28 protein-coding genes and 2 pseudogenes are annotated in these 19,419 nt (G+C 58.9%); 18 read left to right on the forward strand and 12 right to left on the reverse strand.

What is annotated here, in order from left to right:
* Nucleotides 1-148: 148 nt before the first annotated feature.
* From AB7245_RS44755 to AB7245_RS44765, 3 genes are all read left to right on the forward strand, one after another.
* Nucleotides 149-793, forward strand: coding sequence for a hypothetical protein (locus tag AB7245_RS44755; protein ID WP_162479127.1), 645 nt, complete (start codon nt 149-151; stop codon nt 791-793).
* A 215-nt stretch (nt 794-1,008) separates the two neighbouring features.
* On the forward strand, nt 1,009-1,182 hold the full coding sequence (locus tag AB7245_RS44760) for a hypothetical protein (protein WP_309248191.1): 174 nt from the start codon (nt 1,009-1,011) through the stop codon (nt 1,180-1,182).
* 89 nt (nt 1,183-1,271) lie between these two features.
* Nucleotides 1,272-1,544: a hypothetical protein gene (locus AB7245_RS44765; RefSeq protein WP_162479126.1), complete on the forward strand. Its 273-nt coding sequence runs from the start codon at nt 1,272-1,274 to the stop codon at nt 1,542-1,544.
* Between the two features lie 271 nt (nt 1,545-1,815).
* Here the strand turns inward: AB7245_RS44765 and AB7245_RS44770 are convergent, their stop codons facing one another.
* The 3 genes and pseudogenes from AB7245_RS44770 to AB7245_RS44780 form a co-directional block, all read right to left on the reverse strand.
* Entirely contained in the window at nt 1,816-2,109 is a 294-nt protein-coding gene (locus tag AB7245_RS44770; RefSeq protein ID WP_162479125.1) for a hypothetical protein, read from the reverse strand.
* Between the two features lie 46 nt (nt 2,110-2,155).
* Nucleotides 2,156-2,497 (reverse strand): annotated as a pseudogene (locus AB7245_RS44775) (hypothetical protein); the annotation flags it as partial.
* Between the two features lie 19 nt (nt 2,498-2,516).
* Complete coding sequence (locus tag AB7245_RS44780) at nt 2,517-3,851, reverse strand: AAA family ATPase (RefSeq protein ID WP_439035805.1); 1,335 nt, start codon at nt 3,849-3,851, stop codon at nt 2,517-2,519.
* Here AB7245_RS44780 and AB7245_RS44785 point away from each other — a divergent pair.
* Nucleotides 3,775-5,484 carry a DNA polymerase/3'-5' exonuclease PolX gene (locus tag AB7245_RS44785; RefSeq protein ID WP_253575036.1) on the forward strand — a complete coding sequence of 570 codons (1,710 nt, stop codon included), beginning with the start codon at nt 3,775-3,777 and terminating at the stop codon, nt 5,482-5,484. The genes AB7245_RS44780 and AB7245_RS44785 overlap by 77 nt on opposite strands.
* Nucleotides 5,485-5,997 (forward strand): NUDIX domain-containing protein, encoded by a 513-nt coding sequence (locus AB7245_RS44790; protein ID WP_253575034.1) that lies wholly within the window; start codon nt 5,485-5,487, stop codon nt 5,995-5,997.
* A 14-nt stretch (nt 5,998-6,011) separates the two neighbouring features.
* On the opposite strand, the gene AB7245_RS44795 is transcribed toward AB7245_RS44790, so the two are convergent.
* On the reverse strand, nt 6,012-6,290 hold the full coding sequence (locus AB7245_RS44795; protein ID WP_231145748.1) for a hypothetical protein: 279 nt from the start codon (nt 6,288-6,290) through the stop codon (nt 6,012-6,014).
* Nucleotides 6,291-6,381: 91 nt separating this feature from the next.
* Here AB7245_RS44795 and AB7245_RS44800 point away from each other — a divergent pair, with 91 nt between their 5' ends.
* A complete protein-coding gene (locus AB7245_RS44800) occupies nt 6,382-6,561 on the forward strand; it encodes a hypothetical protein (RefSeq protein ID WP_162479121.1) in 180 nt (59 codons plus the stop codon).
* Nucleotides 6,562-6,903: 342 nt separating this feature from the next.
* A complete protein-coding gene (locus tag AB7245_RS44805; RefSeq protein WP_162479120.1) occupies nt 6,904-7,440 on the forward strand; it encodes a DUF4142 domain-containing protein in 537 nt (178 codons plus the stop codon).
* A 59-nt stretch (nt 7,441-7,499) separates the two neighbouring features.
* Here AB7245_RS44805 and AB7245_RS44810 read toward each other — a convergent pair whose 3' ends face one another.
* The 3 genes from AB7245_RS44810 to AB7245_RS44820 form a co-directional block, all read right to left on the reverse strand.
* Nucleotides 7,500-7,679 (reverse strand): hypothetical protein, encoded by a 180-nt coding sequence (locus tag AB7245_RS44810; protein WP_162479119.1) that lies wholly within the window; start codon nt 7,677-7,679, stop codon nt 7,500-7,502.
* Between the two features lie 116 nt (nt 7,680-7,795).
* Entirely contained in the window at nt 7,796-8,743 is a 948-nt protein-coding gene (gene ligD, locus AB7245_RS44815; protein ID WP_439035806.1) for a non-homologous end-joining DNA ligase, read from the reverse strand.
* On the reverse strand, nt 8,743-9,273 hold the full coding sequence (locus AB7245_RS44820) for an alpha-ketoglutarate-dependent dioxygenase AlkB (RefSeq protein ID WP_439035980.1): 531 nt from the start codon (nt 9,271-9,273) through the stop codon (nt 8,743-8,745). The genes ligD and AB7245_RS44820 overlap by 1 nt, the downstream gene beginning before the upstream one ends.
* A 560-nt stretch (nt 9,274-9,833) precedes the next feature.
* Between AB7245_RS44820 and AB7245_RS44825 the strand changes: the two genes are divergently transcribed.
* The 7 genes from AB7245_RS44825 to AB7245_RS44855 all read left to right on the forward strand — a co-directional run bounded on the left by AB7245_RS44825 (nt 9,834) and on the right by AB7245_RS44855 (nt 14,118).
* Entirely contained in the window at nt 9,834-10,472 is a 639-nt protein-coding gene (locus AB7245_RS44825) for a cysteine hydrolase family protein (protein ID WP_162479117.1), read from the forward strand.
* Nucleotides 10,469-10,786 (forward strand): hypothetical protein, encoded by a 318-nt coding sequence (locus tag AB7245_RS44830; protein ID WP_231145747.1) that lies wholly within the window; start codon nt 10,469-10,471, stop codon nt 10,784-10,786. Before AB7245_RS44825 ends, AB7245_RS44830 begins: the two co-directional genes overlap by 4 nt.
* Before the next feature lie 38 nt (nt 10,787-10,824).
* Nucleotides 10,825-11,322: a YciE/YciF ferroxidase family protein gene (locus AB7245_RS44835; RefSeq protein ID WP_439035807.1), complete on the forward strand. Its 498-nt coding sequence runs from the start codon at nt 10,825-10,827 to the stop codon at nt 11,320-11,322.
* 62 nt (nt 11,323-11,384) lie between these two features.
* Nucleotides 11,385-11,735 carry a hypothetical protein gene (locus AB7245_RS44840; RefSeq protein ID WP_283019021.1) on the forward strand — a complete coding sequence of 117 codons (351 nt, stop codon included), beginning with the start codon at nt 11,385-11,387 and terminating at the stop codon, nt 11,733-11,735.
* Between the two features lie 271 nt (nt 11,736-12,006).
* On the forward strand, nt 12,007-12,618 hold the full coding sequence (locus tag AB7245_RS44845) for a cell envelope biogenesis protein TolA (protein ID WP_439035808.1): 612 nt from the start codon (nt 12,007-12,009) through the stop codon (nt 12,616-12,618).
* Nucleotides 12,619-12,791: 173 nt separating this feature from the next.
* On the forward strand, nt 12,792-13,523 hold the full coding sequence (locus AB7245_RS44850) for a DUF72 domain-containing protein (RefSeq protein WP_439035809.1): 732 nt from the start codon (nt 12,792-12,794) through the stop codon (nt 13,521-13,523).
* Nucleotides 13,524-13,809: 286 nt separating this feature from the next.
* Nucleotides 13,810-14,118 (forward strand): hypothetical protein, encoded by a 309-nt coding sequence (locus AB7245_RS44855; RefSeq protein ID WP_231145743.1) that lies wholly within the window; start codon nt 13,810-13,812, stop codon nt 14,116-14,118.
* Between the two features lie 50 nt (nt 14,119-14,168).
* On the opposite strand, the gene AB7245_RS44860 is transcribed toward AB7245_RS44855, so the two are convergent.
* Nucleotides 14,169-14,474, reverse strand: coding sequence for a hypothetical protein (locus tag AB7245_RS44860; protein ID WP_231145742.1), 306 nt, complete (start codon nt 14,472-14,474; stop codon nt 14,169-14,171).
* A 523-nt stretch (nt 14,475-14,997) separates the two neighbouring features.
* On the opposite strand from AB7245_RS44860, the gene AB7245_RS44865 reads away from it, so the two are divergent.
* Nucleotides 14,998-15,255: a hypothetical protein gene (locus AB7245_RS44865; protein ID WP_231145740.1), complete on the forward strand. Its 258-nt coding sequence runs from the start codon at nt 14,998-15,000 to the stop codon at nt 15,253-15,255.
* Nucleotides 15,256-15,306: 51 nt separating this feature from the next.
* A complete protein-coding gene (locus AB7245_RS44870) occupies nt 15,307-15,546 on the forward strand; it encodes a DUF6894 family protein (RefSeq protein ID WP_425364327.1) in 240 nt (79 codons plus the stop codon).
* Here the strand turns inward: AB7245_RS44870 and AB7245_RS44875 are convergent.
* Nucleotides 15,543-15,788, reverse strand: a complete 246-nt coding sequence (locus tag AB7245_RS44875; protein WP_231145739.1) for a hypothetical protein — start codon at nt 15,786-15,788, stop codon at nt 15,543-15,545. The two genes, AB7245_RS44870 and AB7245_RS44875, sit on opposite strands and share 4 nt — an antisense overlap.
* A gap of 488 nt (nt 15,789-16,276) precedes the next feature.
* Nucleotides 16,277-16,651 (reverse strand): VOC family protein, encoded by a 375-nt coding sequence (locus AB7245_RS44880; protein WP_439035810.1) that lies wholly within the window; start codon nt 16,649-16,651, stop codon nt 16,277-16,279.
* 356 nt (nt 16,652-17,007) lie between these two features.
* Here AB7245_RS44880 and AB7245_RS44885 point away from each other — a divergent pair, with 356 nt between their 5' ends.
* Complete coding sequence (locus AB7245_RS44885) at nt 17,008-17,181, forward strand: hypothetical protein (RefSeq protein ID WP_231145737.1); 174 nt, start codon at nt 17,008-17,010, stop codon at nt 17,179-17,181.
* 618 nt (nt 17,182-17,799) lie between these two features.
* Here the strand turns inward: AB7245_RS44885 and AB7245_RS44890 are convergent.
* Both AB7245_RS44890 and AB7245_RS44895 read right to left on the reverse strand, forming a co-directional pair.
* Nucleotides 17,800-18,135, reverse strand: a complete 336-nt coding sequence (locus AB7245_RS44890) for a hypothetical protein (protein WP_439035811.1) — start codon at nt 18,133-18,135, stop codon at nt 17,800-17,802.
* Between the two features lie 88 nt (nt 18,136-18,223).
* Nucleotides 18,224-18,510: pseudogene (locus tag AB7245_RS44895) on the reverse strand (Hsp20 family protein); the annotation flags it as partial.
* 465 nt (nt 18,511-18,975) lie between these two features.
* Here AB7245_RS44895 and AB7245_RS44900 point away from each other — a divergent pair.
* Nucleotides 18,976-19,155: a hypothetical protein gene (locus tag AB7245_RS44900; RefSeq protein WP_231145735.1), complete on the forward strand. Its 180-nt coding sequence runs from the start codon at nt 18,976-18,978 to the stop codon at nt 19,153-19,155.
* Nucleotides 19,156-19,419 lie beyond the last annotated feature (264 nt).

Below are 19,419 nucleotides of genomic sequence, written 5' to 3' on the forward strand. Positions count from 1 at the left end.
TGAAGAGCGCTCAAATTAACTCTCCGGCCGAATCCGCTTGAAGCAGGTTCTGGCAGCGGGCAGAATTCATCTATTTCCAGTTGCGTGACCGGTGATGTTCCGGGGCTGATTTAAGCGTCGTCCCGGCTATCCTGAGCGAGCGTTTTTCATGAAGATGTTGGGTAATCTATTCTGGGTCGTGATCGGGGTTCTTGGCGCCACCTTCCTCGCCTCCCTCATGTATCGGGCACTGACCGATACGGGCCGCGTGAATGTGCGCGAGGAGTCGGTGCTGGCGACCCCGGTTTGCAAGAAGACCCCGGGCGGCGCAGTCACTTTCAAAGCCATTGAAGGAAGCGAACCGGCGCGTGAGCCCATTTTCGTGCGCGACGACCACACCATCATGTACGACCCGAAGATCGCGGGCTGGCCCTATGAAGCGAGAGAATTCGCGTTAACTGCCGCATGCGCGCGGATTTCCGTGGCCGATGCCGATGAAGCGGACTGCGTTGCCGTGAAGCGCCTTCGCGATGAACTTGATTTCAAAAAAGAGAAAGTTGCGGTTATCACGCAGCACCTCGCTGATTCTCAGGTACGAAGGACGCGGATGCCCGCGTGCGGAATATTAATGCGTGCTTCGAGGCTCGCTGAATACAGCCGTCTTCGTGCGGCAGCGTGGTCGATGAGGGTCAGTGCAGGTTTATCCGCGTCCTCAGATCAGGCGTTTATATCTGTGAAGGTGCCTTTGCTTCGCGGGTTTGTCGTTCCACATGGTTTGAAATTTACGCGCGCTTTGGATGAGTTACCCCTTTAATCGCAGAATGCATCGACTTTATACGCCGTAACCTGACAGGACGCGCTTCCGGTTCAATGCCGGGCCCGTTCCGGGTTTTGCAACGGTGTCCCCAGCTTCCGCGCTTCGCTTGTGCAGCCGGGCGATGCCCCTCCCTTTCAAAAGCAGTGATCCGGAAAGCTATTCCGCCCTGTCCTGGGTGAGGCGTGTCGAACATTCAGCAAAAGGAGCAAATCATGGCACGTAACTTCAAAAAGAACGACAAACAGTCCCGCGAAGCAAAGGCACCCTCACTGATCGCCTATCACGTCGAGGACAAGGGTCAGGATAAATCTGGACCCGCATCGGCGCAGCCTGGGATCACGAAGACGGCAAGGGGCTCACGCTTCAGCTCGATTTCGTTCCGGTAGCGGGCGGCCGTGTCGTCCTCCGCGAACCTTCAGAAGCAACCGAGGAGAAACGCGCGTAAGCGCCTTTCTTTCTTTTGAAGGAGAAGATCATGGAAAGACGCTATCAGCATTACCGCCTCGAATGGTGCGGCATCGAAATGGAAGTGCGTTACTGCCCGCAATGGAGCACTTGCTTCGCCCATCTTGAAATAGAATCCCTTTGCCGCACGCCCCTCCCGGTGACGCTCACGGGATATCGCTCGGTGCACACGCAGACGGCGACGGTGGAGCGCCTGGGCGGCCCGGTGCGGCTGGTCGAGGACTGGCTTGAGCGGGAGCTTGACCCGAAGCTCCGTCGCAAGATGCAGCCGTCGCAGTATTAGGGCGCGCCCGCGCAGCGCGGGCGGGGCTCTAGGCCTGCGGCCCCGAACCGCGTGTTCCGCGTTTCGGCCATAAGGTGACGATCCCGTGCGCGAGGTAAGAAGGATTACATCCCTCATCGTAGGAAGAAGGGATTGCATCCCTTATTAGAAAAGGAGGGATTGCATCCCTTGGGCCGTCAAGGGCTGACGCGAGCCGCCGCGAGTGGCGGCCCTTGACGGCCTTTCCCTGCTCATTGCCGCGGGGCTAGCAGGGTTGCAGAGCAACCCTTTTTCAAATTCCGTGTTCGTCAGCGTGCGAGTTATAGGGATAGAGCGTGAGCTCGTTTTTATCGTTGAGGCGAACGGCGTTGCCGTTCTCGTCGACCATGGTGACGTAGAGCGTCGCCGTTTTGACGCGGTAGCCGTTTTCATGTTGCTTGAGCAAGCGGGCGGTGTCGAGCAGCCCTTCGGCCACCTGCTGCATGGATAGAGCCGCGTTGTCGCGGCCGCGTAACTTGATTTTCAGTGCAGACGATTCGTCTTTTGGCGGAGCCTTGCGGCCCCCGCCGCGCGTGCGAATTCCCATGCTTTCATTATAGCAGTTTCAGGCAGTTCTTTGCGAATTTCGCTGCCTACCGTTGTATGTCGTTATTGTCTTTTCCCTTGTCACGCCGGGGCGCCTTGCGCCGTGGCGCGCCCTTTGGCGTGGGAGATAGAACCTCCTTTCGTTCGTCATAGAGGCTGCTGCCGCTGCTGCCGTCTCCGCTTCCGTTCTTCCTGCGGAAAACGGAAATCTCAGGGATGTCTTCGGGAAGGATTGTCTTAAGGTCGTCGCCTCCTGGATTGTCCATGCGGCTGACGCGGCTCGCCATGTTGGCAAGGCTCGCTTCGAAAACATTCCGCGTTTCGCGGGCATTGCCGAAATGCTTTCCTTTCCCCGCCCAGAGACGTGTCATGAGGAGAAGGACCTTGTCTTTAGCCTCCGGCGTTGCCTCAACCTTTCGCCTGGCAGAAGCCGGCGAAAATCCTGGTCAAGTCTTCCGGGCTGTAGTCCTCGAATTCGATGATCGTGCCAAAGCGCGAGCGCAGGCCCGGATTGGCTTCGAGGAAATCATCCATCTCCTCGGTATATCCGGCCGCGATCACCGCGAGGTGGCTGCGCCGGTCCTCCATCAGCTTCACGATGGTATTGATGGCGTCCTGACCGAAGACGTCAGCGGCACCGTCGGAGCGCCTTGCCGCCAGAGAGTACGCTTCATCAATGAAGAGAACACCGCCCATCGCCTTGTCGAAGGCCGCCGTTACCTTCGGTCCCGTCTGCCGGAGATACTGTCCGACAAGGCCGCTGCGATCGACCTCGACGACATGACCTTTCTCAAGGAGGCCGAGCCTCTCATAAATCGCGCCGACGATCCGCGCGACCGTCGTCTTGCCCGTCCCAGGATTGCCGGTGAAAACGAGGTGATAGGAGGTCGTGATAGGCGGCAGCCCTTCGCGGATGCGGGCCGCATTGAACACCGCCTGATCGATCAGCTGCCGCACCCGGGCTTTTACATTCTCAAGGCCGATCAGCGCATCCAGCTTGCGCGAAGGGATCGAGCTCTTCCCTTCTTCGTCGGGCGGCGATGCGGAAATTTCTTCCTGAGGCTGCGCCTCCTCTTCTTCCGGAGGCGGCGCCTCGGCGGGCGCCTCCGCGAGGGACTCCTTGCGCTGCTTCGCGTTCGACAGTGCCATGTCGATATTGATGACCGGAGGTGGCAGCGATGTGTCCGGCTTGCCTGAGAAGGGATCGAAAGGTTTGGGCGAAGCTGCGGGTTCCGGCAACGGGCCGCTATCCGCATAGTCGGGATCGGGATTGTACCAATGCCGCGGAAAATACCGGTCGTAGTCGATGCGGCGGATCAGCATCGGCAGATCGCCGTTGCGAAACACGAGCATCCGCCCGGTCTCGCGCGCGGCTTCCCGCTCGACCTCGTTGGGGTCGCGAAACTTGTTCGCGTAACGCTGCTCGTGTCCGCCGACCTGTTCCTTCCAGACCGCATGGCCGAGCCGACCGGAGATATATTCCCCGGTCGTCCTGTCATTGACGCCAAATGCCTGCACCGCGCCGGCATTCGCAAAGAACGTTTCCCAGTTCGCGGGATACAGCTCCTTCAGCTGCGAGAGGTTCTGGACGATGGGCCATTTGGATCGGCCGCGCTTTTTTGAAATCCAGGAACCGGGATCGCCGCGCCTCGTTTGACTGGTAGTCATGGCCAAGACCGACCCGCAAACCGTAGCCAGTCTTTTGAGGGAGTACGCGCAACGCACATCGCTGCGCGGCGGCAACCCGTATCGCGCGAAAGCTTACCTGCGCGCGGCCGACAGTCTCGGCGCGCTCTCGCAGCCGCTTGGCCGCCTCATCGCGGCTGGCGCTCTCACCTCGATCCCGGGCATCGGCGACGCCATCGCAGATATCGTGACGAAGCTTTACGGGACCGGCACCCATCCAGGCCTTGAGAAGCTGCGCAAGGAAGTCCCGGCAGGAGTGCTTGAGCTCTTCGCTATCCCGGGACTTCGTCCAGACAAGATCCTGAAACTTCATGAAGCGCTCGGCATAAGCTCGCTTGCCGAACTGGAAGCCGCCGCGAAGGAGGATCGCATCCGTCCCGTAAAAGGCCTCGGCGCTTCCCTGCAGACCAAAATCCTGCAGAATCTATCCATCGCGAGAAGCGGCGAGACGCAGCTGCATCTGCACAAAGCAGCGGCTCTTCTTGAGCATGCAGCCCAGACGGTCAAACAGAAGCACCCGGAATATACACGCGTCGAAATCGCCGGCGATTTTAGGCGGGGCTGTGAACTGGTCTCGGACCTTGCGCTCGTCGCGCAGGCAACCAGACCGGCAGAAATCGACAGCGCAAGTCTCAAGGTCGTCGTTACCGATAAGAAACATTACGGCGCGTATCTACTGGATGCGACCGGATCGGCAGAACATCTTGAGCAGCTGAAAACATTTGCAGCTGAAAAGGGTTTTGATCTCAAACGCGACGGGCTTTACCGCGGCAGGAAGCTGATTGCCTCGGCATCGGAACAGGACATATACGAGGCTCTCGGGCTGCAGTTCGTCCAGCCTGAACTACGGGAAGGCCGCGGCGAAATCACCCAGGCCGCGAAGCGTAAGATCCCTGCCCTCGTCCGGGATAAGGATTTGCGCGGCATCCTGCATTCCCACACGACAGCGTCCGACGGCACGGAGACGCTGGAAGCGATGGCGGACGCCACGCGCAAGCGCGGTTTCGAGTATTACGGTGTCGCCGATCACTCACAGTCTGCGCATTACGCGGGCGGGCTTTCCTTAGAGGAAATCGCGGCGCAACACCGTGAGGCCGACCGGCTCAACAAGCGCTATGGCGATAAATTTCGCATCCTGAAAGGGATCGAGGCGGACATACTGGCGGACGGATCGCTCGATTATCCGGACCATATCCTGGAAGACTTTGATTTTGTGGTCGCGAGCGTTCATAGCCGCTTCAAGCTGCCAAAAAAGGAGCAGACCGAGCGTCTTCTCAAGGCGATCAAAAATCCGCATACCACAATCATCGGGCATATGACCGGCCGTCAGCTGCAGCGGCGTCCCGGATATGAAATCGACATCGACAAGATTCTGAAGACTTGCGCGAAATACGGTGTCGCCGTTGAAATCAACGCGCATCCCTGGCGCCTCGATCTCGACTGGCGATGGCATCAAAAGGCGCTCGCCTATGGCTGCATCTTCAGCATCAATCCTGACGCCCATTCCATCCGCGAACTCGATCACATGCACTGGGGCGTTGAGATGGCACGCAAGGGCGGCGTGCCTCCGGACCGCGTCCTGAACGCCATGCCTCTTGCCAAGCTGCTCGCGCATCTTTCGAAGCGAAAGCGCTCTGCTGCGAGCGGCCCGCGCCGCCGTGCGCCTGCCCGCGAGGTCCGCGTTCGATAGATGGGGGCCATCCGGGCAATATCGCTGCCAAAGACAAGCGCCGGCGTTCTTCTCTTCCGCCGGAGCGGCAAGAATGTCGAAGTCCTGCTTGGACACCCCGGAGGACCTTTCTGGAAGAAAAAGGATCACGGCGCCTGGACAATCCCCAAGGGTCTCATTGCTTTTGGCGAGGCTCCGCTGGGCGCAGCGAAACGAGAATTCGAAGAGGAAACAGGTTACAGGCCGGGCGGAGACTTCATTGCACTTGGCCACGCGAAGCAGCCGGGCGGCAAGACCGTACACGTCTGGGCCACAGAGGATGACTGGAATCCTGAAGAGCTGAAGAGCAATACGTTCAAGATGGAATGGCCCCCGCGTTCGGGCAAGTACCAGAATTTTCCCGAGCTTGACCGGGCATCGTGGTTTCAAACAGAAGAAGCCCGCGAACGAATTCTGAAAGGCCAGTCCGTATTCCTCGACCGACTGAACGAAGTACTGTCGGCGTCGAAAAGCGGGGATGCTCGCGCTAAATAAGGACCCAGACGCCGTTATCCGGCGGGAGACAGAAGCTGGTCAGGCCCTGGCTGTCGTTGCTGCTTGGCCATTTTGGTGTAGATCGAGCCGACCGGACGTTTGAGTTTGCGGGCGATAAGGGAAGTCTTCATTCCAGCTTCCGCCATTTGCCTCAGCCGCTTCTCTTCATCTTCGGTCCAGGGCCGTGCCAAAAGCCGCCGCATAGTCAGGCCCCCTGTCTTATAAACTGTTTTTCCTTCATCGTCGCGCCCAGGGCCGGCGACCGCGATCAAGGTAATCTTCGCTACCTTCATCGCTGGTTTTTCTCCATACTGAACTTCGCTTGCAACCTGCCTTGAGACCGAACGTTCCTACGTCTGCAGATGCGAGCCCCATGAGGGTGACATGAGCAAAGAACCCGCTTTAACTCCCGATGATTTTCCGATCGAAGCAGACAAGCAAAAGCTAAAGACGCAAAAAGGCGAGCCGATAGCGACCGCCGACACGGAAGAACTCGCGGATCAGCTCGCTGAGAAACTGAACGAGCAGGCTCACCGGGAAGAGCAGGACCGCTGGTCCGCGTGACAGGCATTGGTAAGCGCGCGTGCGCGCTCCCGCTTCGCACGGCACGATAGCTTGGCGAGCTCGGAAGTGTTCGCGCCCCATGATGATCGATGTCCCCGCGCATCTCGGTCCAAAAGTGCACACAGCGTGTGTCCTGTGTCCGACGACTGAACACTTAGGAACGGCACAGCTTGCCCTGGCATTGACAGTGTATGCCGGAACGTCGGCATGCTCATTGCCCGGGCAAGCGGCCCCGGTCCCCCTCCTCTCGGGCCGGGGTCGTGCTCGTGGCCGTTCCTTTGTGCCCAGGAACTTTGATCGCAAGCGAAGGTTGATCGCGAATAACCTTCAGAGGATAACTTCATGAAAAAAGCAGCCCTAGCATTTGCCGTGCTCGCAGTCTTTGCATCGCCCTCCCTCGCGCAGTCGGTCGGCGAGAAGACGGGCGTCAATTCCGCGCTTGGAATTGCGCCGAAGACCGAAGACTTCATCAAGGAAGCTGCCATGAGCGACATGACGGAGATCGAAGCAGCGAAGATCGCGCAGCAGAAGGGCAACGCCGACGAGAAAAAGTTTGCTGAAATGATGGTGATGGATCACACCAAAACCAGCAGCGAACTCAAATCCATGGTCCCCGACAATCTGAAAGCGGCGATCCCGGCTTCGCTCGATGACGCTTCCCAGAAGAAGATCACGAAGCTTCGCGACACCAAGCCCGAAGATTTCGCGTCGGAATATGATCCGATGCAAGTGAGCGCCCACAAGGATGCGGTGTCGCTGTTCGAGCGTTATGCGAATGGCGGCGACGATGCCAAGCTGAAGGACTGGGCAGGCAAAACCCTGCCGGCGCTCAAGCACCATCTCGACATGGCGCAGGCACTCGACAAGAATCGTAAATAGGTCCAGGCGATCACAACTCAAACGGAAAGCCCGGCCGAAGCCGGGCTTTTGTTTATACCTTACGGCTTCTGGCCGCCCTGCTGGCCGCCCTGTTCGCCGCCTTGCTTATTTTTGCCCGGGTGCTGGTTTTGCTGGCCCGGCTTCTGGTTCGGGTTCTGACCTTGCTGGCCGCCCTGATTGCCCTGCTGGTTCTGCTGTCCAGGGGTCTGCTGCTTGTTGGGATTCTGCTCGTCTGCCATGTGAACATCCTTTCACTTCGTGGATGATGACAATCATGCGCGAAGGTGCTCGTTCCTATTCATTGGACTCAACGAGACCAGGGTGCTCACCGGTCAAACCGGGCTGATATGCCGCGTCACCCGCGCGGCTTCTCGCGCTCCATGACGACGTCCTTTGCCTGCTTGTCTTTTCTCAGGCCGAGATAAACGGGGTGCCGCATTTCGCCTGAGCTTGTCCACTCGGTAAATTTCACTTCGGCGACGAGTTGCGGTTTGACCCAGGTAGTGACTGCTTCGTCCTTCACCTTTTTTCCGAAGGGAGATTTGGCGGCCGTGAGCCTGATCATCTTTTTGTGGAGCTCTTCGAGTGTTTCATGACTGAAGCCCGTCCCGACATGACCGATATAGCGCCAGCCGTTGCCGTCCCGCAGCGCGAGTGTCAGCGCCCCGAAAAAAGGTCTTGTCCTCCGCGGCGCTGTAAATCCCACGATCACCACTTCCTGGCGTTTCGAGGTCTTGATCTTCAGCCAGTCGCCGGTTCGCGCGCCTGACAGGTACTTGCTGTCGGCGCGTTTCGCCATGATGCCTTCAAGACCTCTGCGCTCCGCCTCCTCGAAGAATTTCATGCCGAAGGTCTTCCGATCGCGGCTGAACCCGATCAGCCTGTGCTTCGGCAGGATAACCTTGAGGCGCTTCTTCCGCTCCGTGAGCGGCAGGCCACGAAGGTCTTCTCCATCCTGAAACATCAGGTCGAAGGCAAAGTACTGCAGCTTTGCTTCATGGCGCAGCGCATTCTGCAGGAGCTGGAAATGCGATACGCCGTCCTTGCCGATCGCCACGAGTTCTCCGTCGATGACGGCATCGCCTTTTATACCTTCGAGCGCCTCTGCGACTTCGATATAGCTATGGCTGATGATCTTGCCGTTGCGGCTGTAGAGAGTAACCTTGCCGCCGTCGATCTTTGCGACCATGCGGAAGCCGTCATACTTGTCCTCGAATATCCAGCCCTTATCATCGAGCGGCGCGTCGGTCAGTGTCGCGAGCATGGGCTGGAGCCGTTTCGGCAATGTGGATACGCGTGCCACTAGGATTCACCTTCTTCGATCACGTTACGAAACGTGACCGAGTAGCGCAGGCTTTCGACACCGGGAATGCTGTGCTGCCATTCGGTACGCGACGGACCGCGGAGAAGGTAGACGGAGCGCGGCTCGGCAACGAGAGTGTTCCTCTCGAATGACTTTGCCGTTCGCCTGCGCAGCCTGAAGGTGCAGGACGACAACAGGGAAATGCCGGCAACATCGCCAAAGACGGAGCGATCCTTATGCCAGCCGATCCCGGCGCCGGGCGCGTACTCGGTCACGAGAACCTGCTGGAAGCGGCCGGGCGCAATGCGGGCGAATGCCTCGGCACGGGCCCGAGCCGAGGTCAGGAATTCAGGCATGTCATCAGTTCTGGTTAGACCACCGCCATTGAAATCGTAGCGCCAGCCAAAAGAAACGATACGGCGCTTGCCGGTGAACCCGCGGAATTCAAATTCCTTGAATGGAAGCGTCTCGATATCGGCTAGAAGCGCACGCTCTTCATCAGCAGAGAGAAACTCTGGCTGATACTTCATACCTTCAGGAAGGGGACCGGCTCCAAAGAGATCGAGTGTCGGGTTAGTTGCGGGCACTCGTTTTTTTCCGCGCCTCGGAGGTGACGGGCTTGCGGTCGCCCCGGTCACTCTGCCCCCCATTCACTTTTTTCTTTGCGGTCCGGCGGCGGTCCTGAGAAAGCGACCGGCTGACGCTTCGCTGCTGCCCACCCTTTCGCAATTCGCGTCATGTGCTCTCCCCAGCTTCATTTTCCGGTTTACCAACTTTCCCCAAAGGCTCCCGGTTCCTCATTGTGGCGCGTCCGCTGCTGCGCAGCCGGCCGGGCTCTAGCGCGTTCCTTGGCAGTCCCGCGCCCGGGTCTTCGTCCCGGCCATGCGGTGACGATCCCCCGCGCGTAAACGGGGCTGCCGCCCCTTCAGCCGTAAAGGGCAAGCCGCGCGGGGCGCGGTGCGTCGCCGCACCCTTGACTGCTTTCCCCTGCTCATTGCCGCGTGGCTAGCCGGGTTGCTGACGGCAACCCTTTCAGGCAGGAACCAAGACCGGGCCGCTCCGTTGGAGCTCACTTTCGAGGACGGCGCCAATGTCAAAGAATGATGAGCTCCGCTATGGGACACCCGGAGAGAACGCGGTTCATATCTGCGTCGACATGCAGAGGATGTTTGCGGAAAGCACGGAATGGAAGATGCCGTGGCTGCCGCGCGTCTTGCCTAATGTCGTTTCGGTCACGGCGGTCCATCCCGAGCGCACGGTTTTTACCCGGTTCATCCCGGCGCAGAAGCCGGGCCAGGGCGCCGGCATGTGGCGGCGCTATTATGAGCGCTGGGGATCGATGACCATCGACGAGCTTGGCCCCGACATGGTCGGTCTGGTCCAGGATCTCGCACAGTTCGTTCCGCCCGCACGCATCTTCGACAAGCATGTTTACTCGCCCTGGACAGGGAGCGATCTTCACGAGCAGCTTCGCGCGGCTCATGTCGATACGATCATCATCACCGGAGGCGAGACCGATGTCTGCGTGCTGGCGACCGTGCTCGGCGCCGTCGACTGGGGATACCGCGTTATTCTCGTCACCGACGCCCTGTGCAGCTCGGCTGACGAAACGCACGACTCCATGATGAATATCTACATGAACCGCTTCGGGCAGCAGGTGGAGTGCGTCACGACCGAAACGCTTCTCGGCAGCTGGCCGGGCAGCGCCAGGGCGAGGCTCGTGTCATGAATAGATCCTACGTCGTGCAGATTCTCCTGCCGAAGGAGCGCGGTGACGGTGTTTCACAAAGCTGGTTCGAGGAATTCCTGGATGAGCTGACCGGCGGGTTCGGCGGCGCGACCAGTTTTGTCCGTGCGCCGGGCCAGGGTCTATGGCGCAGCGGCAACGAGACCGAGCGGGACAATATCGCGGTCGTCGAGGTCATGGCCGCGAGGCTCGCACCCGAGTACTGGCGCAGCCTGCGCGAGCGGCTCGAACGCGAGCTTTTCCCAGGAAGAGATCGTCATCCGCGCCCAGGAAATCATCGCGCTGTGAGGTTTTAGGAACGCCACGCCGTACAGACCCCACCCAGGAGGACATAATGGGCTTTTTCACCAAGGACATTAAAACGCTGAATGACCTCTTCGTGCATACGCTGCAGGATATCTATTACGCCGAGCAGCAGATCGCGAAGAATCTGCCCGACATGATCGAGAAGGCAAGCGATACCGGCCTCAAGAACGGCTTCCAGACGCATCTCTCCGAAACCAAGGGCCAGATCACCCGGCTAGAAAAAGTCTTCGAGATGCATGGCGCAGAGGCGAAGGGCGTGGATTGCCCTGCGATCGACGGCATCCTGAAGGAAGCGAGCGAAGTCGCGGGCGATATCGATGACAAGCAGGTGCTGGACGCGGCGCTGATCGCGGCGGCCCAGGCCGTCGAGCACTATGAAATCACGCGCTACGGCACCCTGATCGCATGGGCGAAAATGCTTGGCCGCGATGACTGCGCCTCCGTCCTGCAGCAGAACCTCGATGGAGAAGGCGACGGACGAGAAGCTCCGATGGCGCTGCGCAGCGTGAACCGGAAAGCCGCTTAACCCGTTAGCAGGATCGAAGTGGAGGGCCGCCGGAAGGCGGCCCTTGGTTTGAGCAGGAAATCATGAGCCTTGAAATTCTGAGAACCCTGGCAGCCGCCATGACGATAATCGCGGCCGCCATGGTCGCGGCAAACTGGAACGCGCGCATTACCGTGTGCGGGTTCTCTCTCTTTATCGCGGCATCCATCGCATGGATCGCCGACGGGATAATTGAGCCGAAGAACTCGCTCATCATCCAGAACGCTGTTCTTCTCGTCATCAACGTACTAGGCGTATGGCGCTGGCTGCCGCGCGCCGGCAACGAAGCGGCCGCGTCCAGGCCGCGGACCGCGCGACGCGGTAGGGTCGCCTCAGGCCTGCTTCCTGTCGGAGATAGCCCGGCGCGCAAGCGCGGCTTCTCCCGCTTCAGTTAAGGCACCCAGCGTTGTCTGCCCCTTCCTCGCGCATGTGACGATGCTGTCAGCTATGAATGATCTTAATTCATGGTCCGCGCCGTCGGGCCTTCCGTTGCAGATCCGCTCAAGCGCGGCTTCCATGTTTGCGAGGGTGCGGCGATCGAAGCTTTCCAGGATCATGGGCTCTTCTCCTTTCCCGGCTGAACGATCTCCAGAGCTGGGAGTTCCAAATTCGGAACCAGCGTTCCATTATGAGGAACCAAGCTGTATTCTTGGTTATTGGACCTGAATGGCCCGCAAACTCAAGGTTTTTCAAACGTCCCAAGGTTTTTTTGATCTTGCGATCGCAGCGCCGTCTATGAAAGCCGCGCTGGAAGCCTGGGGTGCGAGCAGCAATCTCTTTCATCAGGGGTTCGCGAAGGAATCCGAAGACGACGCGGTGATCGCAGCCGCCATAGCAAAGCCTGGCATCGTTCTGCGCAGGCCCGTCGGATCAAGCACCGCTTTCAAGGAGCACGCGGAGCTGACATCCGCCGCATCGCTCGACGCACGTCCGCGCAAGGAAAAGGCCAAAGCGAAAACGGCCGCTTCTGCAAAGCCTTCGAAGCGGGACGGAAACTCTGAGCGCGAGGCGGCCGCAAAATACGCAAAGGAAGAGCGGCAGCGCGACAAGCAGCGCGCGAAGGAAGAGGCGGAAGCTGCGAAAGCCCGCGAGAAGCGAAATGTTGCGATTGACAAAGCTCAAGCTGCGCTTCTCCAAGCCGAAGGCGAGCATGAGGAGAACGCCGACGCCCTCTCGAAGGATCTGCAAGCGGTGCAGCAGCGCGTGGAGGCCGAGGAAGAACGCTGGCGTAAACAGAAAGTGCGTCTCGAAGCAGACCTGCGAAAGGCAAAAGACTGACCAATGCCCCGCTCGCCTGTAGCTCCCGGGATCAAAGAATTGACGCTGGAGGAAAGACGCGAACGGCGACGGCTTCGCCGTGAGAAACAGCGCGAAAATAATATCGCACGCGCAGCGAAGATGCACCGAACCCGGCTAAAATGGAGAGCGAGGGACAAAAGCCAGCGAAGGCCTTGAAGAAGACTGTCTTCGTGGGCTGCTCCGGCTGGCGCTACTGGAAATGGCGGGACTCGTTTTATGCGGACGTGCCGCAGCCAGAGTGGTTCCAGCATTACGCGTCCGCCTTTGACACAGTCGAGATCAACGCGTCTTTTTATTCATGGCCAACCGTAGCGAATGTTCAGGCCTGGCGCCGTCAGCCGGGCGGCAAAGATGTCGTCTACACCATAAAGGTCTGCGAGCTCATCACTCATATCAAAAAGTTCAAGGGCACAAAAACGCTGATCCCCGATTTTGGCATCATCGCTGATATTCTTGGCGAGCAAATGGGCTGCTTTCTTTTCCAGCTGCCGCCGAGCTACCGCTATACCAAAGCCCGCCTGAATTCGATCGTCAGCCAGCTCGATCCGGCGCGCCGCAATGCGGTTGAGTTCCGGCACAAGAGCTGGTGGAACGAAGATGTCTACACTGCTTTCCGCAAGGCCGGGATTATCTTCTGCTCCTGCAGCGGTCCGCGTCTGCCTGACGAGCTCGTGCGAACGGCAGACGACGTTTACGTCCGCCTCCACGGGCCTGAGCGCTGGTACCGGCACAATTACTCAGACGATGAACTTTTGAAATGGGCCGCCAGGATCAAAGAGAGCGGCGCCGAGAGAGCGTGGATTTATTTCAACAACGACTACGACGCCCATGCACCGCGAAACGCAAAAACTCTGCACCGCATGCTTGTGCACTTTGATACTTAGGAACCTGCGCCACTGCGGGGACGCGGAACCCAAGCCGTCGTCCGTCGAGACTCACGTTCCAGGCCTGCATGTCCCAAGTGCAAAGCGCCTGCCCGCTATACGACTTCAATACTCGACGTGAAGCGCATCCATTGTGTCTCGTCTGCGGTGAAGAGATCCGGAAATAGCGACCCCGGCACGTGCCAAGGTCGAAAGATGCGACATAGCTTGCCAGCTTTTCCCAACTTCGCTACGACCTCGTAGTCCGTTCAGAATAACAGGACAGGATCGGTTCGGGATTTAGGCAATGCCTCCGCAAAAAGAGCAAGAAAGCCGATGGGTCGCCTTCGAGCATCCATTGCAGTCGCAGATGATGGCCATTGACGGTACCTGGCGCCGCGAGTGCAAGCTCAAAGATGTTTCGGATGTCGGCGCAAAACTCCAGGTCGAGACTTCGATTGAGGGGTTGGCCCTGAAAGAGTTTTTTCTCTTGCTCTCATCGACTGGACTTGCCTACCGCCGATGCCAGTTGGAGCGAGTTAATGGCGAAGAGTTGGAAGTCAGTTTCATACGCCCGAAAGGCAAGGGTAAAAGACAGCCTTCTGGCGCAGCTTAGGCTGTTGCCGCATTGATCAAGAGGCCGAAGGCCGTGACCGCACGGCTTTATCACTGCGTTTTTTGCCCAAGGTCTCTCAAGAGCGCGTGAAGGAAGTCGCTGGCGTGGTCGTAGTGCGCGTTGCCTTCCGCAATCTGATGCGCGTGCGGCTCCATTATATGACCAACGGTCTCCGGGCCCAGTAGATCAACTTCATCCGACCATCGTTGCAATAAACGATCCGGAATGTCGTCCGCAGATCCGAACAACTTCAAAAGGCAATTTTCGCCTTCGACGTTATGGTCGTGATGCGCTTTAGCCGCATAAAAAGCGAACAGCCCACGAAACGCACTACGGGAAACGGCAGCTTTTGCCATCGCAATGTCCCCCGAAAAGATGACTTCTCAATGAGGCAAATATGAATGTCCTGAAAGGAAAAGCCAGCGAAATTCTTGCTTTGAAAGGCAAGGCCGCCCTGGGGCGGCCTAAGGTTTGAAGCGCACCGATGTAAGATCGTGCTCAAATTACCTGTTGCAGCACAGGAAGCCGCTCCAGCCCCGGATGAAAATAAATACGCAATGAACCAGCTCCGGTGCGAGAAGCATGCCCGAATGATCGTCCGGTGCCAAGAAAAATTTAGGGAAAAACTGGCAATCGCCCTATCGCAGTTTTCCGTCCTGAGCACACGAGATCGGGGACTGCACCGACCTAACAAATGATAGATTCAAGCGATAGTGTCCCGGATAGTTGGAGACCTCTTCCCTGATCGCTGATGCCGCCTGGCAGACGCGAAGAGGGTGACGCAAGCGGGCCTAGGAACCCGGGCTGCCACGGAGGCTTAATGTGCGCGCTCCGCCTTTTGCGGCTGCGCAACATCATCAGCCCTGGACCGGAGTTCTCATGCTTGTTTGGTATTCGATGCTGACACTTATGGCCGATGCCCTTGAGGTCATCGACATGCGGCTGCGGCAGATCGCGGCAGGCGCGGGCAGCACGGACGAGATGTTCCTTATGGTCACGGAAAAGCTGGTTGCGGCGGAGGCCCGAACGATACTCATCCGTGGCGGGGACTGCGGCGACGTTCTCGATCACTACAGAAAAATCGTGGCCGGCAATGTAGAGCGTTTGTCGGCAGCTAAGGTGGTCGGCCGCGCGTAAGATTAAAAGGCTTATTAGGAACGCCGCGAAGGAACGATTGTTCTAGTTCTTATGAAGCGGTTTTATTTCGATCTAGCTGGTAAGTTCACTGCCTGCGACAGAGTGGGACATCAATGCGCGTCCCGCCGCGAGGCAAAGGAGCACGCCAAGTTCATCGCTCATCGCATCGCCACTGAGAAGCCACCCTTCGCCCAGTCGGGCAACTACATCAGGGTGCGGGACGAAACCGGTGTAGAGATTTATGAGTCCCCGATACATATCGGGCCTTCTACTATGCGTCAGGTTGCTTAGCGCCGCGCCCCCTTTTTCTTCTTGCCGGCCTTCTTCGCGCCTGCGCTCTTCTTTTCTACATGCACACCTTTGAATTTTTTCGCCGCCTTTTTCTTTGAAGGCCGCTTGAGAGCCATGAACTCACCGGACTTCCTGTCGCGTTTTGTCCACGCGCTTGCGCCTCCGATGGTGGATTTCGTCTGCGAGCGTTTCTTCACTGCACCCTTGCGAGCGTTGTCTCCGGTGGGCTTGTTGACAGCCATTTTCGTCTTCCTCCGTGGTTCGCACTCTTAATGCTGGGGACTCTATCAAGTTCCACGATCGGAACGGCGGCCGCGGATCGAACGCAACGCACGAAGTGGTAACGGATCGGAATTAACCTGGACCCGCTAAGGCCTGTTTGGCGGACTGTTCGGCGCTGCGGCCCGGCGCTAAAAAGGCCATGGGGAATGATGGAAAAGTGGGGGAAATGCCGCATCGCTGCCTAGGAGCTCCACAAGGTAAAATTGGTTTGGACGACCGGGAAAAAACGTTTTGCAGACCTCAGAAAATAACGGGCATGGCCCTGCAGCGGTGGAAGGGCAACTGCGTGTGACCGCCAACGATATTCAGGCTCAACGGATACGATTGCCGAAGTCGCCGCACAAAGCGCGGATCTTCCGGCTGCGGCACGGATTGTTAACTCGGGGGCAAACTTCCTGATCGTGGGTCATGGGAGACAGCTGACTACTCTCGGACAACATCGAAGGCTTCACGCGCGGTGTAAGTGACTGCCTCGATCTTGTGGCCATCGGGATCGCGCACAAACGTGCCGGTAGTTGGCGTTATAATTTGCGCGGATGCCTGGCGAACCCTCATCAGTGCCGCCTGCAGCGATTGCCGCCGCATGAAAGCGCCGTACCGTTTCCCGGTCCGGCGCCTGAAACGCGCTATGGACACCATTGCCGGGTGAAGCCGGCTTACCATCAACGGGCGTTTCGAGACTGAAAAGGATGTCGGACGCGCCGTAGTGAACGGACTTTGCCGACGCTTTCAGAATACGGAAGCCGATTAGCTTCATCAAGGGCGTGTAGAAAGCCCGCGCCCGAGGGACGTCGTTGGTCCCTAAAGAAACATGATGGATCATACCGCACCTCGTAGGGCTTCACGCGCTCAGGTTGGCAACCGGCCTGGAAAAAGCGATCCGGATTGGCGGGCTGGACTGTCAGGTATGAAAAAAGACGGTCCAGATTGCCACCATCGTGATAGCCGCAAGAGTCAGGCTAACGAGCAGCAAGGCGAGGACGCTTGGGCCAGGTTCTGCCTGGCGCCTCGGTGGGGGTCTCGACAATGGTGGGGTCTCGACAATACGGTGTTCTGCATTCGACATATTTGTCTCCGTCTCGAAGAAAAAGCCTTGTCGAACCGTTAGTTCCTCCGCAGGAACGGCAGCGGGCATGAGCGCGAGATCGGAAGAAAACAAGAGCGAGCCAGGAGGTTTTCATGGCCGAAAAATTCAATCCAGCGCCACCCGATAAACACGCGACAGACCCTAAGCAGGACGTACGGCGCGACAAGGCAAGAGATGATGAGTTGGAGAAAGGCCTGAAGGACTCCTTTCCGGCTTCGGATCCCGTGAGCAGCACGCAAGCTTCAAAAGCAACTCCGGACGGCTAGAGGAGAACCCGCGTATGGGATTGGCAGCCTACGATATCGTCGGCCGAGATGGTGCCTGGCATATCGAGCATGATGGGGTCAGCCGGAACACCTATCAGACCAAGGAAGCTGCTTCGAGGCCGCAGTCGCGGCCGCGTCCCTTGCGATGCGGCAGGGCCACGCTGTGCGCGTAACCGTCCCTGAAAGCGGAAACGCCGTAGGTGCATAATATTCTGGCTAACGGCGCCGCAACCTCCAGATCGATTTTTATAAGGAGATCGGCATGGATCCAAAGGAAACGGCGGCGATGACCGAGGCCTCCGGCCTAGTGGACCCGGATCGCGCGAGGCCCGCCAGCACGACATCGTCCGGACCGGACGGGAGTGCTCATGGGCTGAGCATGCCTTCGCAAGAAGATTTGGAGCGGTGGGCCGAGGAGCTGCGCGAAATGACCGTTAAAGGCGCTCCGCTCGCTCTTTGTCGCCTTCCTTGCGGGGATATGGGTGGCGCGCCGGCGCTGACCGGCAGTCTCAATCGAAGCGAGCGGACCCCATGTCGGACGACCCGGACAACAGCGCCAGAATTGGCACGGTCCAGGTCGCTGAGAAGTGGCCGAGCAGCCCAATTCCGAGAACGGCCTCAGTGAACATCACCTAGACCTCCGCCAGGCGGCGGCCCAAGGCCGCCGCAGCCGTCTCGTAGCCCCGCCCGGGCGGGGCGGACCGTCGTCTTCGCCGTCGAGGCGACGCAACGCCGCGAGGATGTCGGCGAGCCGGATGGCGCGCCCCATGCCGGGTATTTCGCGCAACGCGGGACAGGATTTGCGTACATGTCGGACGCCCAGGACGACAGGATGATCCGCTTCTCGGGCGCCGAGAGGGTCTCGTCGTTCAGCACTTCATCCGGAGACGCATAGTGCGCGGCGGGATGGAAGAGGGAATGGAGATTACTTGAGTTGGTTTTCGCATTGGTCATCGTTGGGCTCCCTTACGCTCCTTTCCGAGGGATGCGACAATGACGGCGGGCACCGGCCCGCCGTCGCTCGATGTGGTGTTAAGGGCGGTCAGGCCGCCTTCTTCTGCTCGATCTGTGGCGAGGCCGGGCTGCCCCCTGCGATCTGGATCCGGCGGGGCTTCATCGCCTCCGGCACCTCGCGGACGAGGTCGATGATCAACAGTCCGTCCTGGAACGAAACCTGCTTCACCTGGACGTAGTCGCCAGGTTGAACACCCGCCGGAACGGCCGCGCCGCGATGCCCTGGTACAGGAATTCGCCGGCCGCCTTGTCGGGCTTCCTGCCTTCGATCATCAGAGCGTTCTGCTCCGCGGTGACGGCGATGTCGTCGGCGCCCGTGAAGGCGTCCGGCACACCGCTCTCGCGGCGAAAAACGATTTAGAGAAACGCAAAGTAGGTTCAAGAGGCTGAACGCAATTTTTTTGACGTGTGCGATTGGTTAACGCGGTGGGCACAAGGTTTTCCGGGTCGCACTTCTAGTGTCTTGACAGTTTTGTCGCGCCGAATATTTTTTGCGACGGGGAGACCGACCGCTTCCCGTTCTCGAACCGGAAAGGACACTGAAGACAGTCAGGAGTGGCGACGATGCTCGACGAAGATTTTGCTCGTATCCGAACGCACCGCAATAACATTCACCGCTATCGCAGCCTGCTTAAGACGCAGGTCACCTCGAGCGTCAGTTCATCAAACGGCGCCTTTCCGAGGAGACCGCATCGCTCGAGGCGCTGACTTCCGAGACCTTCCCATCGCATTTGCCTTGCCTGAAAGGCCGGCCGCGGAGGCGAGCGCGGGGGTGGCGTCATGACCAACGTCAGGGACCTGTTGATCCGAGGCAGTGAGAAGGTCATCGACCACTATCGCCTGCTGCTGGCCGGCGCCAAGACTGAGAAGGAGCGCGAGCTCTATCTCAGCCGAATCGAGCGTGAGCAAAGACTTCTCGTCCAGATTCGGGGTGGCTTGCCGAACAGGGTGGCGGCGTGACTTCTCCGTCAGACGGCGAGGATCGATTTGCGGGGTTCGATATCGTGCTAAAGAGGCGTGGTCACGGCCGATCTAAGTGGGCCGTTCGCACCGCCCAAGGAGACGCCGTCATGTCCGGCTCGGAGTGCAGTCGCGCTGGCGCGAGATACAAGGCCGAGCGCGCGCTCTTTTTGCTGCTTTGCGCAAGCGCGTCGCGGGGGACGTCCGGAGGAGAGTGGCGGACGATAGGTTAGGAACCTTGATTGCCTTCAGTCGGTTGTCGCG

The sequence above is a fragment of the Bradyrhizobium sp. 604_D8_N2_3 genome, assembly GCF_051810765.1.
Classification (GTDB): domain Bacteria; phylum Pseudomonadota; class Alphaproteobacteria; order Rhizobiales; family Xanthobacteraceae; genus Bradyrhizobium; species Bradyrhizobium barranii.